Annotated in this window: 15 protein-coding genes and 2 pseudogenes; 6 read left to right on the top strand and 11 right to left on the bottom strand. The window is 65.1% G+C overall.

Features of this window, described 5'->3' with window-relative positions; translation table 11 throughout:
- Position 1: 1 nt before the first annotated feature.
- From ACTGJ9_RS19170 to ACTGJ9_RS19160, 3 genes are read right to left on the bottom strand one after another with little or no spacing between them, the layout of a single operon-like run.
- Entirely contained in the window at positions 2-883 is an 882-nt protein-coding gene (locus ACTGJ9_RS19170) for an MlaD family protein (protein WP_456678329.1), read from the bottom strand.
- A gap of 16 nt (positions 884-899) precedes the next feature.
- Positions 900-1682 carry an ABC transporter ATP-binding protein gene (locus ACTGJ9_RS19165; RefSeq protein WP_456678328.1) on the bottom strand — a complete coding sequence of 261 codons (783 nt, stop codon included), beginning with the start codon at positions 1680-1682 and terminating at the stop codon, positions 900-902.
- 2 nt (positions 1683-1684) lie between these two features.
- On the bottom strand, positions 1685-2818 hold the full coding sequence (locus tag ACTGJ9_RS19160; RefSeq protein ID WP_456678327.1) for an MlaE family ABC transporter permease: 1134 nt from the start codon (positions 2816-2818) through the stop codon (positions 1685-1687).
- A gap of 134 nt (positions 2819-2952) precedes the next feature.
- On the opposite strand from ACTGJ9_RS19160, the gene dgcA reads away from it, so the two are divergent.
- Positions 2953-3948, top strand: coding sequence for an N-acetyl-D-Glu racemase DgcA (gene dgcA, locus ACTGJ9_RS19155; protein WP_456678326.1), 996 nt, complete (start codon positions 2953-2955; stop codon positions 3946-3948).
- Here the strand turns inward: dgcA and ACTGJ9_RS19150 are convergent.
- Positions 3918-5114 (bottom strand): MFS transporter, encoded by a 1197-nt coding sequence (locus tag ACTGJ9_RS19150; protein ID WP_456678325.1) that lies wholly within the window; start codon positions 5112-5114, stop codon positions 3918-3920. The genes dgcA and ACTGJ9_RS19150 overlap by 31 nt on opposite strands.
- A gap of 75 nt (positions 5115-5189) precedes the next feature.
- Here ACTGJ9_RS19150 and ACTGJ9_RS19145 point away from each other — a divergent pair.
- Positions 5190-6548 (top strand): annotated as a pseudogene (locus ACTGJ9_RS19145) (hypothetical protein).
- A gap of 248 nt (positions 6549-6796) precedes the next feature.
- On the opposite strand, the gene ACTGJ9_RS19140 reads toward ACTGJ9_RS19145, so the two are convergent.
- The 4 genes and pseudogenes from ACTGJ9_RS19140 to thiD form a co-directional block, all read right to left on the bottom strand.
- Positions 6797-7780 (bottom strand): threonine/serine dehydratase, encoded by a 984-nt coding sequence (locus tag ACTGJ9_RS19140; protein ID WP_456678324.1) that lies wholly within the window; start codon positions 7778-7780, stop codon positions 6797-6799.
- A gap of 64 nt (positions 7781-7844) precedes the next feature.
- Positions 7845-8887 (bottom strand): annotated as a pseudogene (locus tag ACTGJ9_RS19135) (glycosyltransferase family 4 protein).
- Entirely contained in the window at positions 8887-9699 is an 813-nt protein-coding gene (locus tag ACTGJ9_RS19130; RefSeq protein WP_456678323.1) for a UDP-2,3-diacylglucosamine diphosphatase, read from the bottom strand. The pseudogene ACTGJ9_RS19135 and the gene ACTGJ9_RS19130 overlap by 1 nt, the downstream one beginning before the upstream one ends.
- A gap of 202 nt (positions 9700-9901) precedes the next feature.
- Positions 9902-10702: a bifunctional hydroxymethylpyrimidine kinase/phosphomethylpyrimidine kinase gene (thiD, locus tag ACTGJ9_RS19125; RefSeq protein ID WP_456678322.1), complete on the bottom strand. Its 801-nt coding sequence runs from the start codon at positions 10700-10702 to the stop codon at positions 9902-9904.
- 279 nt (positions 10703-10981) lie between these two features.
- Here thiD and ACTGJ9_RS19120 point away from each other — a divergent pair, with 279 nt between their 5' ends.
- The 3 genes from ACTGJ9_RS19120 to ACTGJ9_RS19110 all read left to right on the top strand — a co-directional run bounded on the left by ACTGJ9_RS19120 (position 10982) and on the right by ACTGJ9_RS19110 (position 13320).
- The gene (locus ACTGJ9_RS19120) at positions 10982-11755 is read left to right on the top strand and encodes a PAS domain S-box protein (RefSeq protein ID WP_456678321.1); all 774 of its coding nucleotides are present in this window, start codon (positions 10982-10984) and stop codon (positions 11753-11755) included.
- On the top strand, positions 11713-12885 hold the full coding sequence (locus ACTGJ9_RS19115) for an ATP-binding protein (protein ID WP_456678320.1): 1173 nt from the start codon (positions 11713-11715) through the stop codon (positions 12883-12885). Before ACTGJ9_RS19120 ends, ACTGJ9_RS19115 begins: the two co-directional genes overlap by 43 nt.
- A 189-nt stretch (positions 12886-13074) precedes the next feature.
- Complete coding sequence (locus ACTGJ9_RS19110; RefSeq protein ID WP_129271476.1) at positions 13075-13320, top strand: Lrp/AsnC ligand binding domain-containing protein; 246 nt, start codon at positions 13075-13077, stop codon at positions 13318-13320.
- Between the two features lie 97 nt (positions 13321-13417).
- Here ACTGJ9_RS19110 and ACTGJ9_RS19105 read toward each other — a convergent pair whose 3' ends face one another.
- A complete protein-coding gene (locus tag ACTGJ9_RS19105; protein ID WP_456678319.1) occupies positions 13418-14344 on the bottom strand; it encodes a c-type cytochrome in 927 nt (308 codons plus the stop codon).
- A 153-nt stretch (positions 14345-14497) separates the two neighbouring features.
- Here ACTGJ9_RS19105 and ACTGJ9_RS19100 point away from each other — a divergent pair, with 153 nt between their 5' ends.
- On the top strand, positions 14498-14917 hold the full coding sequence (locus ACTGJ9_RS19100; RefSeq protein ID WP_456678318.1) for a CHRD domain-containing protein: 420 nt from the start codon (positions 14498-14500) through the stop codon (positions 14915-14917).
- A 108-nt stretch (positions 14918-15025) separates the two neighbouring features.
- On the opposite strand, the gene ACTGJ9_RS19095 is transcribed toward ACTGJ9_RS19100, so the two are convergent.
- Positions 15026-16309: a cystathionine gamma-synthase family protein gene (locus tag ACTGJ9_RS19095; protein ID WP_456678317.1), complete on the bottom strand. Its 1284-nt coding sequence runs from the start codon at positions 16307-16309 to the stop codon at positions 15026-15028.
- 340 nt (positions 16310-16649) lie between these two features.
- Positions 16650-17099, bottom strand: a complete 450-nt coding sequence (locus ACTGJ9_RS19090; RefSeq protein WP_456678316.1) for a c-type cytochrome — start codon at positions 17097-17099, stop codon at positions 16650-16652.
- Between the last annotated feature and the right edge of the window lie 10 nt (positions 17100-17109).

Below are 17109 nucleotides of genomic sequence, written 5' to 3'. Positions count from 1 at the left end.
CCTACTGCCGCTTGCGCTCGTTCGCGGGCGCGGGCTTGGGCGCCTCTGCCGGAGGCGGGGCGGCGGCCGGTGCGCTGTTGCTGGCGCCGAACAGCACGCGGGTCGGGTTGCGGTCGAAGTTGTTCACGGCGCGGCTGATGTCGCCGAGGGTGCGGCGGCCGTCGGTCATCAGCGCACCCGAGCGCTTGTCGAAATCCTCGGCGAGTTCGCGGATCGATTTGACCGTCAGGAACAGCTCGCCACCGTCCTTGCCGCCGGCGAGCGTGTTGAGGCCGAGCATGAGGTTGTCGGCCTTCAGCATGACGCCATCGACCTTGGCCATCACGCCGTCGATCTTCTCGGAATTGCGGGCGAGCGAGTTGGTGAACGTCTCCAGATTCTTCAGCGAGTTCTTCACCGATTCCTGATTGTCGGCGACGATCTTGTTGATGTTCTGCAGCGTGCCGCGGATCGCCTCGGTGACGTCCTGGAGCTTGTTCGGGTCGGCCGTCAGCGTCGGGATGCCGTCCTCGTCGAGCGGCGGCGGCGGAGCCGCCTCCTCGCCGCCCTTGAGCGAGATTGCGGCCACACCCGTCAGGCCCTGGAATTCGAGGCCGACCAGGGTGTCCTTGCGGAGCGGCGTGTTGTTCTCGATCATGGCGAGTGCGACAACCCGCCGCGGGTTGTCGAGCTTCACCGAGACCACCTCGCCGACCCGGATACCATTGAAGTTGACGCTGCCGCCGTTGCGCAGGCCGGCGGCCGGGCCCTCGAACACGACGCGGAAGGGGCTGCGCTGCTTGGTGGTGTGCAGCGACTGGAACCACAGCACGAAGCCGATCGCAGCCGCGAGCACGGCCAGCGTGAAGGATCCAATCAGTACGTAGTTCGCCCGCGTTTCCATCAGCTGCTCCGGCTACTCAAGTCACGACCGCGCGGGCGCGCTTGCCATGGAAATACTGCCTCAGCCAGGGATGCTGCGAGGCCTGCATGTCGGCGATCGACCCTGCCGCAATGATCTTACCGTTCCCTAAAACGGCGATCCGGTCGCAGGCCGTGTAGAGACTGTCGAGGTCGTGGGTTACCATGAAAACGGTCAGCCCCAAAGTACGCTGCAGCGTCCTGACCAGATCGTCGAAGTCGCCGGCACCGATCGGATCGAGGCCGGAGGTCGGCTCGTCCAGGAAGACGAGGTCAGGATCGAGCGACAGCGCGCGGGCCAGCGCGACGCGCTTGATCATGCCGCCGGAGAGTTCCGACGGGAAGCGCTCCGCCACTTCCGGCTTGAGGCCGACCATGGCGAGCTTGGCCATGGTGATCTCGTCCATCAGCCGCTGCGAAACCCGCAGATATTCGCGCATCGGAAACTGGATGTTCTGCCGCACCGTGAGCGAGGAGAACAGCGCGCCCTGCTGGAACAGCACGCCCCAGCGCCGCTCGACATTGCGGCGCTGCGATGTGTTGGAGGAATCCAGATCGACGCCGAACACCTCGATGGATCCGGCCACCTTGGGGACAAGGCCGATGATAGTCCGCGTCAGCACCGACTTGCCCGCCCCCGACGGGCCGACAAATCCCAAAATCTCGCCGCGCTTGACGTCGAGGTTGAGGCCGTCGAGCACGCGCGTCGCGCCGAACTGCACGGTGATGTCGCGGACTCGGATGATGGGGTTTTGAATCGCGTCTTGAGTTTCCTGCGCCATCGTCACATCCCGATCGAGGCGAAGAAGATGGCGAACACGCCGTCCATGACGATGACGAAGAAGATGCCCTTCACCACCGACGCAGTCGTGTGCTGTCCGAGCGATTCCGCGCTGCCCTGCACGGCGAGGCCCTCGACGCAGGCGACGATGCCGATCACCGCGGCCATGACGGGCGCTTTCACCATGCCGACGATGAAATGGTCGATCGAGATGGCGTCGCGTAGCCGCAGCAGAAACGATTCTGGATCGACGCCGCCATAAAGCCAGGCAACGAGCCCGCCGCCATAGAGCGCAGCCATGGCGCCGAGAAAGGCCAGGATCGGCAGCGCCAGCACCAGTGCCAGCATGCGCGGCAATACCAGGACCTCGATCGGGTCGAAGCCCATGGTGCGCAGCGCGTCGATCTCCTCGCGCATCTTCATCGAGCCGAGCTCGGCGGTGTAAGCGCTGCCCGAGCGGCCCGCGACCATGATCGCGACCAAGAGCACGCCGATCTCGCGCAGCACCAGCACGCCGAGCATGTCGACGACGAAGATGTCGGCGCCGAAGCGGCGGAAATGAAAAATGCCTTGCTGGGCGATGATGCAGCCGATCAGGAAGGTGATCAGCACGATGATCGGCACCGCGCGCCAGCAGACCTGCTCCAGATGATGCACGGTCGAGGTCAGGCGGAGCGAGCGCGGATGGATCAGCACGCGCCCGCCCGCCGCGAGCACCGCGCCGAGCATGTCGATCACGCTCGCAATGGTGCCGCCGATGCCCGCCACGGCGCGGCCGATCTGCTCCAGCATGCCGGTGAGGGTGATCGCGGAGGTCTCAACCACCGCCGTCGCCCGCACCCGGCGCACCTCGTCGACGAGGCTCGAATAGTTGGCCGACAGCCCCGCGATCTGCGCCTCGACGGCGCCTTGGGTCAGGCTGCGGCGCAACCGTTCGATCAGCCAGGCACCAAAGGTGTCGAGCTTGGCGACCTCGGAGACGTCAATGAAGATACTTTGGGGGCCGCCGGCGAGTTTCTCGGCCTCGGCCACCATCCGCTCCAGCACCGGCGCGAAGCTCGCAGTCCAGGTTCCGGTGGCGCAGAGGGCCAGCGCGTTGCCTTTGGCAATCCGTTCCAGCTTCGGATCGCCGCTCAAGATGTCCGCTCCTGTACCAGGGCGGGAGAAATCGGATCGTTGCGCACGCGCCCTTACCCAGAAAAGGTATCCCCAACTGGTTAATGTTAGTTGCTAGAGGTAACCAGCAGGTTCAGATTTCGCCAGAGTTCAAAATGACTTCCAGCAAAGTTCCTCTCCTTGTCGCGCGAATCGAGCGGTTTCCCATCGCCGGCAGTTTCACCATCAGCCGGGGCGCCAAGACGGAAGCCGTGACCGTTGTGGCCGAAGTGAGCCAAAACGGCCTGATCGGCCGCGGCGAATGCGTCCCCTATCCCCGCTATGGCGAGACGCCCGAGGCAACGCTGGCCGCGATCCAGGCCATGCGGGCGGCCGTGGCGGGCGGGCTGACGCGGCAGGCGCTCCAGGCCGCCATGCCGCCTGGGGCGGCCCGCAATGCGCTGGATTGCGCCCTGATCGACCTGGAAGCCAAGGCCGCGGGCCTGCGAGCCTGGAACCTGCTGGACCGCCCCGAGCCCGGCGAGCGCACCACCGCCTATACGATCTCGCTGGGCACGCCTGAGGCCATGGCGGCGGCGACGGCCAATGCGGCGCACCGGCCGCTGCTCAAGATCAAGCTCGGCGGCGACGGCGATCCGGAGCGGATCGCGGCCGTGCGCAAGGCGGCCCCCGAGTCCGAGTTGATCGTGGATGCCAACGAGGCCTGGACCGAGGCCAATCTGGAAGCCAACCTCAGCGCCTGCGACGCCGTCGGCGTCACATTGGTGGAGCAGCCGCTGCCGGCCGGCCAGGACGACGCGCTGGCGCGGATCAAGCGGCCGCTCGCGGTCTGCGCCGACGAGAGCGTACATGATCGCAACTCGCTGGCACCCTTGCGGGCGCGCTACGACGCCGTGAACATCAAGCTCGACAAGACCGGCGGTCTCACCGAGGCGCTGGCCATGGCCGATGCAGCGCAGGCACTCGGATTCGAGATCATGATCGGCTGCATGGTCGCAACCTCGCTGTCGATGGCGCCCGCCATGCTGGTGACCCCGCAGGCGCGCTTCATCGATCTCGACGGCCCCTTGTTGCTGGCGCGCGATCGCGATCATGGATTGCGTTACGACGAGAGCCTGGTCTATCCGCCGGACGCTTCGCTCTGGGGCTGAGCCTTGAGCCGATGCCGCGCCGACCAGATGACAATCGCGCCCGCAGCCGCCATCCCGGCCATGACGTAATAGAGGCTGTCGCCGATGCGGGCGTAGATCGCGCCCGAGGCGATCGAGCTTGTCGCGCCCAGCAATCCGCTGCACGCAGCATAGTAGCCCTGCCCCCGCGCAATCTGATGCGACGGCACGCGCTGCACCAGCAAGTTCATGGTGCCGACGATGGTCATGCCGAAGGTGAGGCCGTGACCGAGCTGCGCGACCGCGAGCAGCGCCAGCGGCGGCTCCTGCGCCGTAACGATCCAGCGCAGCACCGCGCTGACGCCGCCGATCGCCATCAGCGATGACGGATGCAGCGAGAAGCGCGGCGACAGGGCGAAGACGACGATCTCGGCGATCACGCCCAGAGTCCAGAGTCCTGCGATTGTGAACCCGCCGAGCCCATGCGCCTGCCAGCTGATCGCCGAAAATGAGTAATAGGCGGCATGACTGCCCTGGATCAGCGCGGCCGAAATGATGACCGACCAGAAGCCGGCGTCGCGCAGCAGCGCATTGCCGGCATGCTTTTCCGCCGTCCTTCGCCTGACGTCGTCGAGCGGCTGAAGCAACAGGCCTGCGATGGCCGCAACGAGCGCCCATGCGACGATGACCCAGATCAGCTCGCGCGTGTCGATGCTGTCGAGGAGATAGCCGCAGGCGAGTGCGCCGGCAGCGAAGGCTGCCGAGCCCCACAGCCGAACCGGCCCATAGTCGAAACCGTAGCGAATGACGCCGCGCAATGCATAAGCGTCCGTGAGCGGCACGACCGGCGTCCACATGATGCAGGTGAGCGCATAGACCAGCAGAAGTGCCAGCGGCTGGTGCTGCAAGCCGACCAGCGCAAATCCGACCGCCGTCGCGAAGACCGAAACCACCATGCCGGCACGAATCGCGTGGCGCTTTTCGGCAAAGGCGGTTGCGTAGGGCAGCGTGGTGAAGCGCGTAATCCCCGGCAGCGCGTTGATGATCCCGATCCAGGCCGCATCGACGCCGATCGCCTTGAGCCAGACCGGGAAGAACGGCAGATGCGTGCCCGAGACCGCGAACACGGCCGAATAGAACAGCGCGAGACGCACGGCGAATCGCCGCTTGACGGATGTCGCGATGGGAATTTGTGATTCGCCTGCCATCAAACCAATTGCGATTCGGTCGATATCGTGGTGATCGTTACAGTAACGCGCGGTGATTTGCGCGACGAGATTGTCATGGCCAACGAAGCATTCGCCCTCTCGCCCATGTCGGCCCGCGCGGCCGACCCGAACGAGCAGGATTACGACGCGATCCGCGAAGCCTTCATGGAGACCGCGCGCGGCCGCTGGTTCCTCGGCGAATACGCCAAGCGCAACCGCAATGCAGACACGAGCATGGTGCTCGACGCGGTCGCCAAAATCGAAGAAACCCTTGCGGCACAGCGGCAACCAATCGTCGAGGACCGCCTGCCCGAAGCGCTGGTCGCGATCCGCCGCGCCGTCGAGGACGCAGAAAGCGCCGCCGGCAAGGCGTTCGATCCGGCTGTGCTCGAGGCGAGCCTCGCACCGATCCCGCGCGGCGTGCGCATCATCAAGGAGATCTCCTGGCGGTGGCGCGAGATCGGCGCGGATGGGCGAATCTGCGACCTGATTGATTCGCAGCTCGCCTCGATCGAAGCAGCCTGCGCCCAAGTGTCGACCATCGACCCGCGCGCCGACCTCAAGGCCGCCTTCGATCTGCTCAAGGACCGGGTCGAGCAGACCGATCTTGGCGGCGTCGAAGCGCCGCAAGGCTCGGTGCAGCCGCGCCCTGCAGAACCGCCGGTTGCCGAAGCGCCCGCCGCGACCGTGAGCGAAGCACCCGTCGCTTTTACGGAGGCGCCGCAGGAGATCGCGGCGGCCGCTCACGCGAGCGGCAGCGCCGAGGACGCGACGATGGACCTCGCGATCGCGCCCGAGATCGCCGAAAGCCACACCGCTGTCGAAGAGCGTTCTGCTGCGGTCGAGGACAGCCTGGCCGATCCCGCCTCCGTCGCCGAGATCGCGGACGAGTTCTCGCTCGATGCCGCCGCGGAGGCCGAAGACGACGCCGTGCTGGCGCGGATCGCGATGGAAATGGCCGCGCCCGATCCGGAGTTCGACGAGATCGTCGAGCCCATGGAGATGGAAGCGGCCATTCCCGAGCCGATGCCCGAGCCGATGCCGGAGCCGATGGCTGCGGAGATCGCGGAGCCGGTCGCCATGGCGGCGCCAATCGCACCGCAAGTTGAGGAGACCCTTGTCGAGGAGCGGGTTGTTGAGGAGCCGATCATCGAAGCGCCGATCGCCATGGAATCGCTCGCGCGTCTGACCGATGCCATCGCCGAAGCCGCCGCCGAAGTGATGGAGCAGCCAGCCCCGCCATGGCGGCCGTGGCGAATTTCGGCGCAGCACCGACCGCGTCACTTCCGGTGCCGTCGTCCCCCTGCCCGAGCTCTCGCTCGGCGCCACGGTCCTCGCCAGCGGCATCGTGCAAAGCCCCGCCCCGCGGCCAACGACGCGCTGGCGCCGATCCGCCGCATGACCCAGGCCGAGAAGATCGCGTTCTTCTCGTAACGCTGCGCACTCTCGCCATCGTCATCGCGAGCGCAGCGAAGCAATCCAGACTGCCGCCGCGGGAAAGATTCTGGATTGCTTCGCTGCGCTAGGAAGAAACGTCGAGCTAACCCATTGATTCCATTTGCGTCGCCAAACAACGTTTCATTCAGCGCGCGTCGGCTCCTCAAGCCGGTCCCAACTCGCAATGACGGAGTGTGAGGCAAACGCCCCACGCCCTTACGCGTGATTTGTCAGAAGCCCAAAACTCAGGCCACCAGCTCGGCGAACAGATCCGCATCGACGTTGCCGCCGGAGAGCACGATGACCACGTTCTTGCCGGCAACGTCGAGACGCCCCGCAAGCAGTGCGGCGAGGCCCACCGCGCCGCCGGGTTCGACCACGAGCTTCAGCTCGCGATAGGCGAAGGCGACGGCCGCGCCGACTTCCTTGTCCGACGCGGTCACGCCGCGCGCCAGAAGCTTGCTGTTGATCGCAAAGGTCATCTCGCCGGGGATCAGCGCCATCAGCGCGTCGCAGATGGTGCGGCCAGCCGGCGCGTGCGGCTCGCGATGACCTGCGGTCAGCGACAGGCCGTGATCGTCAAACGCCTCGGGCTCGGCCACCACGATCTGGGCTTGCGGATAGCGCGCCTTCACGGCCGTCGCGACGCCCGCGATCAGGCCGCCGCCGGAGGCCGGCGCCACCACGATGTCGGGTGAGAGGCCGAGCGTGGCCATGTCCTCCGCGATCTCGCGGCCGGCGGTGCCCTGTCCCGCGATCACGAAGGGATCGTCATAGGGCCTGACCAGCGTCGCGCCGCGCTTCTCGGCGATGCCGCGCGAGATCGCCTCGCGATCGTCGCGGTCGCGATCGTACAGCACGACCTCGGCGCCATAGGATTTGGTACGCTCGCGCTTCGACAGCGGCGCGTCTGTCGGCATCACGATGGTCGCCTGCATGTCCAGGATCTTGGCCGCCGCCGCCACGCCCTGGGCGTGGTTGCCGGAGGAGAACGCGACGACGCCGCCGGCGCGCTTGTCCTGCGGGATCGAGAACACCTTGTTGAAGGCGCCGCGGAATTTGAAGGAGCCGGTGCGCTGGAGCATCTCCGGCTTCAGGAAGACCTTCGCGCCAACGCGCTCGTTGAGCACGGGAAACGACAACAGCGGGGTGCGGACGGCGAAAGGGGCGAGCACGCGCGCTGCGGCATCGATATCGGCAGGGCCGATCGGAAGGGGCTGTTCGGACATGGGGGTGATGTTATCGCGGCAGACGCGGCGCGGGCAAGACACCTCCGCGAGAGGATCTTCGCGATCAGGCGGCAAACCGGTCCGGGTCCGCTCCGTTCCGGCCGGGCAGCACGGCACCGACCGCCAAAATGCTGTCCACAAACGCCCTTGCCGAGGCTTCCCAGGTGTAATTGGCGGCGAATTGGACGCAGGCTGGCCTGGAGATGTCGAGCGCCGCGAAACAGGCGTTGCGCAGGTCATTGTCCAGCGCGCCGACCGGCGCATCGCCGATTATGTCGCGCGGCCCCTTCACGGGGAAGGCCGCAACCGGCAGGCCGCTCGCGAGCGCCTCGAGCAGGACCAGGCCGAACGTGTCGGTCCTGCTCGGAAACACGAAGACATCGGCCGCCGCATAGATGTCGGCCAGCTCCTCGCCGTGTTTTTCGCCCAAGAAAATCGCCTCGGGATAGGCCTGTTCCAGCGCGTTGCGCGCCGGGCCATCGCCGACGATCACCTTGGTGCCGGGCAGATCGAGATCGAGGAACGCCTCGAGATTCTTCTCCACCGCGACACGGCCGACCGAGAGGAACACCGGTGCCGGTAGGCACAGGTCGATGGCGCGGGGTAGAACAGATGGGTGTCGACGCCGCGCGGCCACAGCACGACGTTGTCGAAACCGCGCTCGCTAAGCTCGCGAGCCAGCGCAGGCGTCGCCGCCATCACGGCGCGGCTGGCGCCGTGGAAACGCCGCAACGCCCGCCAGATCAGGGATTCCGGAACCGGCACCCGGGCGCGGACATATTCGGGAAAGCGGGTGTGAAAGCTGGTCGTGAACGGCAGCTTGCGCTGCCGGCAATAGCGGCGGACCATCAGGCCGATCGGCCCTTCCGTCGCGATGTGGATGCTGTCGGGCCGCGCTTCCTCAATCAGTCTGGCGATGCGCGCGGGGCGCGGCATCGCGAGCCGCACGTCGCGATAGCTCGGCATCGCAAAGGTGCGGAACGATTGCGGCGTCAGGAATGTAATCTCGGTACCGAGCGTCTTGGTGGCGTCAGCGAGCTTGGTCAGCGTCCGAACCACACCGTTGACTTGCGGGTGCCAGGCGTCGGTCGCGACCAGGATGCGCATCAAGCCGCCCTTGCCGCCACCTGCGGTACGGCTGCAGGCTTTTGCGCGTGGTCCGCCCAGGTGATGATCTCGAAACGGCCGTCATCGTGTTCGACCAGCGCAGTGCAGCTCTCGACCCAATCGCCGCAATTCATGTAGCGGATGCCGTTCTCGTCGCGGATCACGGCGTAGTGGATGTGGCCGCAGATCACGCCGTCGGCGTCATGGCGCCGTGCTTCGGCGGAGAGCGCCTGCTCGAACGCGCCGATATAGTTGACCGCGTTCTTGACCTTCTGCTTGGCCCATTGCGACAGCGACCAGTAGGGCACCTTGAACATGCGGCGGAAGAAGTTGACGAAGCGATTCATCTGGATCGCGAAGTCATAGGCCTTGTCGCCGAGATGGGCGAGCCATCGCGCATTCTGCACCACGAGGTCGAAGATGTCGCCGTGGATGACGAGATAGCGCTTGCCGTCCGCGCCGGTGTGAACGGTGTTCTCGACGACGTCGATGCCGCCGAAATGCGTGCCGTAATAGTTGCGCAGGAACTCGTCGTGATTGCCGGGCACATAGATGACCTTGGCGCCCTTACGCGCCTTGCGCAGCAGCTTCTGCACCAGGTCGTTATGCGATTGCGGCCAGTGCCAACTCGATTTCAGCGCCCAGCCGTCGACGATGTCGCCGACGAGATAGATGGTGTCGGCATCGTGGTAGCGCAGGAAGTCCAGCAGAAGGTCGGCTTGCGAGCCGCGGGCTCCGAGATGGACATCGGAAATGAACAAGGTGCGAAAGCGCCTTTCAGGGCTCTCGTCACTCACATCATAGCTTCCCATGCGACAGCCTGTAACAATGTCCCGTGACAGGTGGATGACCGATCGAACCTTTGAGGCACCCTCAGGTACGAATCAAACCTCGCCTCGCCCTCCCCGCGAATATCAGTCGCATGCGACAATCAGGCGACATGGGTTGTCCGCAAAAGTCCGGAATTCCATGGCCTGCCGGTTAACGCCGGGCGGGCGGGCCGCACGAAGCGCGTCAGTAAAACTTGTGGAAATGATGGATCGGCCCGTGGCCGTGACCGACGCTGAAGCGGTCGGCAGCTTCAATCGCAGCGCTGATCCAGCTCTTGGCGTTGCGCACGGCCGTCTCAAGATCCTCGCCTTTGGCGAGACCTGCCGCGATCGCCGCTGACAGCGAGCAGCCGGTGCCATGGGTGTTCTTGGTGGCGACGCGCGGCGCGGCAAGTGCGATCATAGTTTCGGCCTCGACGAGATAGTCGGTACTCTCGACGCCCTCGCCATGCCCGCCCTTGATCAGCACCGCGCGGCAGCCGAGCCCGAGTATACGACGCCCCTGGCTCACGATCTCGGCCTCGCTTCGCGCAATCGGCTCGTCCAGCAGCGCGGCCGCCTCCGGCAGATTTGGCGTGATGACAGACGCCAGCCGCATCAGCTTCGTGCGCAGGGCCTCGACGGCGTCTGCAGCCAGCAGGCGATCGCCCGACGTTGCGACCATCACGGGATCGAGCACGACATGGCGAGGTTTCCAGCGCGCCACCGCAGCGGCGATCGCATCGATACTCTCGGCCTGCGCCACCATGCCGACCTTCACCGCGCCGACCTCGAGATCGGAGAACACCGCATCGATCTGTGCGGTGACGAACGCGGCGGGCACCGTGTGAATGCCGCTGACGCTTTTGGTGTTCTGCGCCGTCAGCGCCGTGATGGCGGACGCGCCGTAGACGCCGAGCGCTGCAAAAGTCTTGAGGTCGGCCTGGATGCCCGCGCCGCCGCTCGAATCGGACCCTGCGATGGTGAGCGCCACGGGCGTGGTCATCGCAGGAAAACGCTTGCTTGATAGGGACACAGCCATGGCTTGTCCTAGCGCGCGCGCGGAGCCCCAGCAAGCCGGACCGGCTGCGATTCGCGGCACCGGCGAATCAGCCAACCGTGATCCGGCGAGGCGCTGTCGACCCGTATTCGTGCACAGGCTGCAAAATTCAGCCCGATATCGCCTTGGCCCTTGGCGGCGACGCGCAGGAGTGAGACGTTAGTTGGTGGAACCGACCAAGGTCGCGGGCCCGCCCCTGGCCCGCAAGTCTATCGGAGTGGAATCATGTGGGCCTACTTCGAACGCATCCTCGACTCCTCGATGTTCTCACCGCACGGCATCTGCCTGCTGTGGCAGCCTGAGCTGATGTGGCTCCACGTCACCTCCGATGCCATCATAGCCGCCGCCTATTTCTCAATCCCGTTCGCTCTCACCATTCTCGTCACCAAGCGGCACGACCTCCAATTCGGCCGGGTCTATTGGGCGTTCGCCATCTTCATCATTGCCTGCGGCCTGACCCATCTGCTGTCGATCTACACGCTCTGGGTCCCGATCTACGGCATCGAGGGCCTGGTCAAGGCGGTCACGGCTGTGGCCTCCATCGTCACCGCCGGTGCACTTTGGCCGCTCTTGCCGAAAATCCTGTCCATCCCTTCCCCGTTCGAGCTGCAGAAGGTTCGGGCTGCGCTCGAGGAGGAAGAGATCAAGAGCCGCGACGCGACGCTGCTGCTGCGGCAGGTCGGGGACGCCCAGCGCGCGATGCGCGAAAGCATGACGCGTCTCACCGCGGTCGTCGAGACCGCCGTCGACGGTGTCATCCTGTTCGACGCGCAAGCCCGCATTCTCCTGTTCAATCCCGCCTGCGAACGGCTGTTCGGCTATCACGCCGCCGAGGTCATGAATCGCGACATCGGCATGCTGATGTCCCACCAGGAGAGGCGCCTCTCCACCGGTCACGCGCGGCGCTTGGCGACCGGGAAGCCGTCGGCCTGCGCAAGGACGGATCGAGCTTTCCGATGGATCTGTCGGTCGGCCAGGCTTGGGAGGACGGCGAACTGATCTACGTCGGCATCATCCGCGATTTGACCGCGCGCAAGCTGACCGAACTACAGCTCCAGCAGGCCCAGAAGATGGAGACGGTCGGCCAGCTTTCCGGCGGCATCGCGCACGACTTCAACAATCTCCTGACTGTGATCATTGGCAACGCCGAGCATCTCGCCGAGCAGCTCAAGACGCAGCCCGATTTGCGGCAATTTGCCGACGACATCTGCGAGTCCGGCGAACGCGGCGCGGAGCTGACGCAGCGGCTGCTCGCGTTCAGTCGCCGCCAATTGCTCCAGCCGCGGACGGTCGATTGCCGCGAGCTGCTCGGGTCCATGCTCAAGCTGCTCAAGCGCACCTTGCGCGAAAACATCGAGATCAAGACGGCGTTCGGTCCTGGCGCCGTCCAGGCCTTTGCGGACCGCGCCCAGCTCGAATCCGCCGTGCTGAACCTTGCGCTCAACGCGCAGGACGCGATGCCGTCAGGCGGACATCTGACGCTGAGCACGGAGCTGGCCGCAATCGATGAGGACTATCGCGCCCTGCACCCGGAAGTGGCGTCCGGCGCCTACGCGCTGATTTCCGTGACTGATGACGGCGAAGGCATGACGCCCGAGGTCATCGAGCGCGCCTTCGAACCATTCTTCACCACCAAGGAGGTCGGCAAAGGCTCGGGCCTCGGGCTGAGCATGGTCTATGGGTTCGCAAAGCAATCCGACGGCCACGTGTCGATCTATAGCGAACAGGGCCTTGGGACGACGGTCCGGATCTACCTGCCGCGTCCGGGCGGCGGAGAAGCGCCGACGGATGTGCTGGACAGCGAGGACGCCGCACCGCGCGGCCACGAAACCATCCTGATTGCAGAGGACGATCCGTTCGTGCGCTCCTCGGTGATCCAGCGGGTGGAGGCGCTCGGCTATCGTGTCGTCGCCGCCGTCAACGGCCAGGAGGCATTGCAACGGCTGCGCACCGATCCCGACATCGACATGCTGTTCACCGACATCGTCATGCCCGCCGGAATGAGCGGCTGGGAGCTCGCCGACCAGGCCCGGCGGATCCGGCCGGCCTGCCGGTGCTGTTCACCTCCGGCTATGCGCTGGAGACCCTGGTCGAGCAGGGCCGCGCGCCGCCGCAGGCCGTCGTGCTGACCAAGCCCTATCGCAGGGCCGAACTCGCCCAGCGGCTCAGGGACGCCTTTGCCGCCGCAGCGGTGATCTCGTAGGGTAAAGCCGGTGTTTGTGCGCGGGCGGCCTATCCCCGCGGGCCGCAAGTCCGCTTGCTAAATCCGGCCGGTTTTGGCCTATTAGCTGGAAGAATACGCCTTCGGAGTGAGTGCAATGGTTCCCTTTTTCGTCCAGATCAAATGCAAGCTCGGCCAGTCCTATACGGTCGCCAATGCGCTTGCCGAAGCCGAGATCGCCTCCGAGATCTACTCCACGGCCGGCCATTACGATTTGCTGGTGAAGTTCTATGTCGATAACGACACCGACATCGGCCACTTCATCAACGAGAAGGTGCAGGTGCTGCCCGGCATCCAGGACACGCTCACCATCATCACCTTCAAGGCGTTCGGTACCAGCTAGCTCCTGCAATCGGCGCAAGCCGCCGTGTTGCGTAGCCGGGGGCCGTCGTGGTCACGGCCATGACTCCCAGTACTCACTTCAATCCCAACGACCTGTGTCAGCCGCCACCCTCTTTGCGTTTGGGCGGAGTCGGGCCGTCGACCGGCGGCAGCGACTTCAGATAGGCGGCCATCGCGGCGCGATCCTCCGCTGTCAACCGCGCGAGGTTCTTGATCACCGGCCGCATCGAGCCCGATGCGGTGTCGCCTTCGGGCATGTCGCCGGTCTCGAGGAAGTCGGCGATATCTTTCTCGCTCCAGTCACCAACACCCTTCTGCGTGATGTTCGGCACCCAGCCCTCGCCTTCGGGATTGGGACCGCCGGCAAAGCGCTGCGAAGTGATGACGCCGCCGAGAAAATTGCGCGGGCTGTGGCACTCGGCGCAATGGCCAAATCCGTTCACGAGATAGGCGCCGCGATTCCATTGCGCCGACCGCGTTGCATCCGGCATGAACGGCCTGACGTCCATGAACAGCAATTTCCAGATGCCGACATTGCGGCGGATGTTGAAGGGAAACGGCAAATCGTGGTCGCGCACGCGGCCGGATATCGGCGGCAGCGTCTTCAGATAAGCAAAGAGATCGCGAACGTCGTCGACCTTGGCGATATGATAGGAGGTGTAGGGAAACGCCGGATAATAGTGCGCGCCCTCGGGCGAGAGGCCGCGCATCACCGCGTTGACGAAATCGGCCTCGCTCCAGCGGCCGATGCCGTCGGTGGGATCAGGCGAAATGTTCGGGGCGTAGAACGTTCCGAATGGCGAGCCGAGCGCCAGGCCGCCGCCGAGCCTGAGACGATCGGGCTGGTTGGGCACCGCATGGCAGGACGAGCAGCCGCCGGCATTGAACAACTCCTGCCCATTGGCGAGATCGGGCCCGCGCGTCGGCGCCGGCAAGGCCAAAGCGGTCGGCGCGGTCAGCCACCAGTAGACGGCAACGGCTGCGACAGCGGCGATCAGGATGACAGAAATTGTTCGTCGCAGCATGGAGAATCCCATCGAGCTCCGGCGAATTTACGGATCATCCCGCAACCGCTCCAGCCACGAATAATTTAGATGGTTTGATCGGAATCCGGGAATAAAGTCGGAGCCGCACTGTTTGCAAGTTGACCGCAATCAGACGTCAACAGGGAGAGACCCATGAACAAAGCGCTTTTTGCCACGCTGGCGCTCGGAGCCGCCGTTGCATTTGCAGGCTCGGCCAGCGCGGAGAAACTGAAGGCGACGCTGGACGGCAAGTCCGAAGTGCCCGCCACCACCAGCAGCGGCACCGGCACCGCCGATCTCGACTATGACGCCGCCACCAAGAAGCTGTCCTGGAAGCTGACCTATTCCGGCCTCTCCGGCCCCGCCACCGCCGCCCATTTCCATGGCCCCGCCGAGGCCGGCAAGAATGCCGGCGTCGCGGTGCCGATCCCGGGTGCTGCCAACAGCCCTGTCGAGGGCTCGGCGACGCTGACCGATGCGCAGGCCTCCGATCTCCTCGCCGGCAAGCTCTACGTCAACATTCACACTGCGGCCAATCCGGGCGGCGAAATCCGCGGCCAGGTGACCAAGTAAGCTTTATTGCAATTGTTGCCGAGAAGGCCGGGCGCGAGTAACGCGTCCGGCCTTTTCGATTCCGGCTGAGCGCGTCAGGCCGAACGCTTGCGCGCAGTATGCCTGTCGCTACGCAGCGCTCAGCGCATGCTCAAGATCCGCGACCAGGTCCGACGGATTTTCAATGCCGATCGACAGCCGGATGGTGCAATCGAGCACGCCGATCTTGCGGCGGATGTCGGCGGGAACGCCGGAATGAGTCATCGTCGCCGGCAGGCTCGCCAGCGACTCCGTTCCGCCAAGGCTGACCGCGAGCTTGAAGATCTGCAAGCCGTTGAGAAATTTCTCCGCCGCCGCCTGGCCGCCGACGATGTCGAACGAGAATGTCGATCCCGCCCCGAGACATTGCCGCGCGAACACGCGTCCGGCCGGCGAGGTCTCCTCGTGATGACCGAGATAGTGCACCTTGGCCACCTTGGCGTGGTTGCGCAGATAATCCGCGACGAGGCGCGCGTTGCTATTGGCCTTCTCCATGCGAAGGCTCAAGGTCTCGAGCGAGCGATTGATCATCCAGCAGGAATGCGGATCGAGCTGGGTGCCGATGGCGCCGCGCAGCGCCTTGATGCCCTTCATGATCGCCTTGCTGCCGAGCGCTGCGCCTGCGATCAGGTCGGAATGACCGCCGACATATTTGGTCAGCGAGTACAGCGAGAGGTCGGCGCCATGCTCGATCGGCCGCTGAAACACCGGCCCGAGCAGCGTGTTGTCGCAGGCGATGATCGGCGTGTGGCCCTGGGCCTTGCCGATGGCGTCGGCGACGCGGCGCATCAGCGCGACGTCGACCAGACCGTTGGTCGGGTTGGCCGGGGTTTCGATCAGGATCATCGACACCCGGCCCTTGCGCATCGCCTCCTCGGCGGCCTGATTGACCGCCGCTTCATCGATGCCGTCGGCAAAGCCGACCGCGCCGATCGAGAGCCGCGCCAGCGTGTTGGTCAGCAGCGTTTCCGTTCCGCCATAAAGCGGCTGCGAGTGCAGGATGACGTCGCCAGGCCGGATGAATGCCAAAATCGTCGTCGAGATCGCCGCCATCCCGGATGAGAACAGCGCGCAGCTCTCGGTGCGCTCGTAGACCGCGAGCCTGTCCTCGACGATCTCGCTGTTGGGATGATTGAAGCGCGAATAGACCAGGCCCGCGCCCATGCCCTCCGGCGGCTCGCGCCGGCCCGCGACGAAATCGAAGAAGTCCTCCCCGTCTTCGGCCGTCCTGAACACGAACGTCGAGGTCAAGAACACCGGCGGCTTGATGGCGCCTTCCGACAGCTGCGGATCATAGCCATAGGTCAGCATCAACGTTTCCGGATGCAGCATATGGTTGCCGATATGGGTTTTCGACGGGAACGGTTTGACCATGGCCTGTCTCGCTGTTGCCTGGGACCACCGCCGCGCGTCGGAACCCCAGACGTCGTGAGGCATCAACGCCGCGACGGCGCGAGCAAAGATAACTACTCTGACGTCGATCCGTCAGGCCATGCGAGCAGAATTTGCTGATGAGCTGCGCGCCGGTCATGAGCAGCATGACCGCGATTGCGAAGCCTCGCCCACTGCTGTCATTCCCCGCGAAAGCGGGGAATCCAGTATTCCAGAGACATCAAACGTTCCCCGAATCGCCTCGGTGTACTGGATCGCCCGCCCCAGCAAGAGCGCACAAGGCGGGCGATGACACCGAGCTGTAGTGATGCGCCCGCGCCGCCTACTTCAGCTTCAGCCGATAGGTCTCGTGGCAGTCGGTGCAGCGATCGTTCATCGCGGTATAGGCGGCCTTCAGGCTCGCCAGATCGGTGATCTTGCCCTTGACCTCAGCGATCGCCTTTTGCACCGGCGGGATCTTGGAGTCGAAATCGGCCTTGTTCTGCCAGACCTTTGGCGAGGAACCATAAGTCGCGTTCACCACGTTCTGCTTGGGATTGACCTCGAAGGTTTTTGCGATCTTGGCGACGTCGGCCTCGAGACTGGAGATCGCCGCGTCGACGGCCTTCTGATCGTACGGGATTTCGCCCTTCGTCATCTTGAGGATCACGCCGTACATGCTCTTGGCCTGCGAGCGCATCAGATTGTCCTGCTGGACGGCAATCTCCTGCTGCGCCATCACGGCGCCCGCGCCCAGCACCAGGGTGCCCGCGACAATCAGAATTCGCTTCATCGGCCTGTTT

This window comes from Bradyrhizobium sp. RDM12 (assembly GCF_051917485.1).
In the GTDB taxonomy this organism is placed as follows: domain Bacteria; phylum Pseudomonadota; class Alphaproteobacteria; order Rhizobiales; family Xanthobacteraceae; genus Bradyrhizobium.
The sequence above is the reverse complement of the archived record's forward strand: the minus strand, read 5'-3'. Positions and strand labels throughout refer to the sequence as shown.

Excerpts from the sequence above, each read along its gene's own strand:
- ACTGJ9_RS19170 (WP_456678329.1), bottom strand. The coding sequence starts at position 883 with ATGGAAACGCGGGCGAACTACGTACTGATTGGATCCTTCACGCTGGCC.
- ACTGJ9_RS19165 (WP_456678328.1), bottom strand. The coding sequence starts at position 1,682 with ATGGCGCAGGAAACTCAAGACGCGATTCAAAACCCCATCATCCGAGTC.
- dgcA (WP_456678326.1), top strand. The coding sequence starts at position 2,953 with ATGACTTCCAGCAAAGTTCCTCTCCTTGTCGCGCGAATCGAGCGGTTT.
- ACTGJ9_RS19150 (WP_456678325.1), bottom strand. The coding sequence starts at position 5,114 with ATGGCAGGCGAATCACAAATTCCCATCGCGACATCCGTCAAGCGGCGA.
- ACTGJ9_RS19140 (WP_456678324.1), bottom strand. The coding sequence starts at position 7,780 with ATGTCCGAACAGCCCCTTCCGATCGGCCCTGCCGATATCGATGCCGCA.
- ACTGJ9_RS19130 (WP_456678323.1), bottom strand. The coding sequence starts at position 9,699 with ATGGGAAGCTATGATGTGAGTGACGAGAGCCCTGAAAGGCGCTTTCGC.
- thiD (WP_456678322.1), bottom strand. The coding sequence starts at position 10,702 with ATGACCACGCCCGTGGCGCTCACCATCGCAGGGTCCGATTCGAGCGGC.
- ACTGJ9_RS19120 (WP_456678321.1), top strand. The coding sequence starts at position 10,982 with ATGTGGGCCTACTTCGAACGCATCCTCGACTCCTCGATGTTCTCACCG.
- ACTGJ9_RS19115 (WP_456678320.1), top strand. The coding sequence starts at position 11,713 with ATGGATCTGTCGGTCGGCCAGGCTTGGGAGGACGGCGAACTGATCTAC.
- ACTGJ9_RS19110 (WP_129271476.1), top strand. The coding sequence starts at position 13,075 with ATGGTTCCCTTTTTCGTCCAGATCAAATGCAAGCTCGGCCAGTCCTAT.
- ACTGJ9_RS19105 (WP_456678319.1), bottom strand. The coding sequence starts at position 14,344 with ATGCTGCGACGAACAATTTCTGTCATCCTGATCGCCGCTGTCGCAGCC.
- ACTGJ9_RS19100 (WP_456678318.1), top strand. The coding sequence starts at position 14,498 with ATGAACAAAGCGCTTTTTGCCACGCTGGCGCTCGGAGCCGCCGTTGCA.
- ACTGJ9_RS19095 (WP_456678317.1), bottom strand. The coding sequence starts at position 16,309 with ATGGTCAAACCGTTCCCGTCGAAAACCCATATCGGCAACCATATGCTG.
- ACTGJ9_RS19090 (WP_456678316.1), bottom strand. The coding sequence starts at position 17,099 with ATGAAGCGAATTCTGATTGTCGCGGGCACCCTGGTGCTGGGCGCGGGC.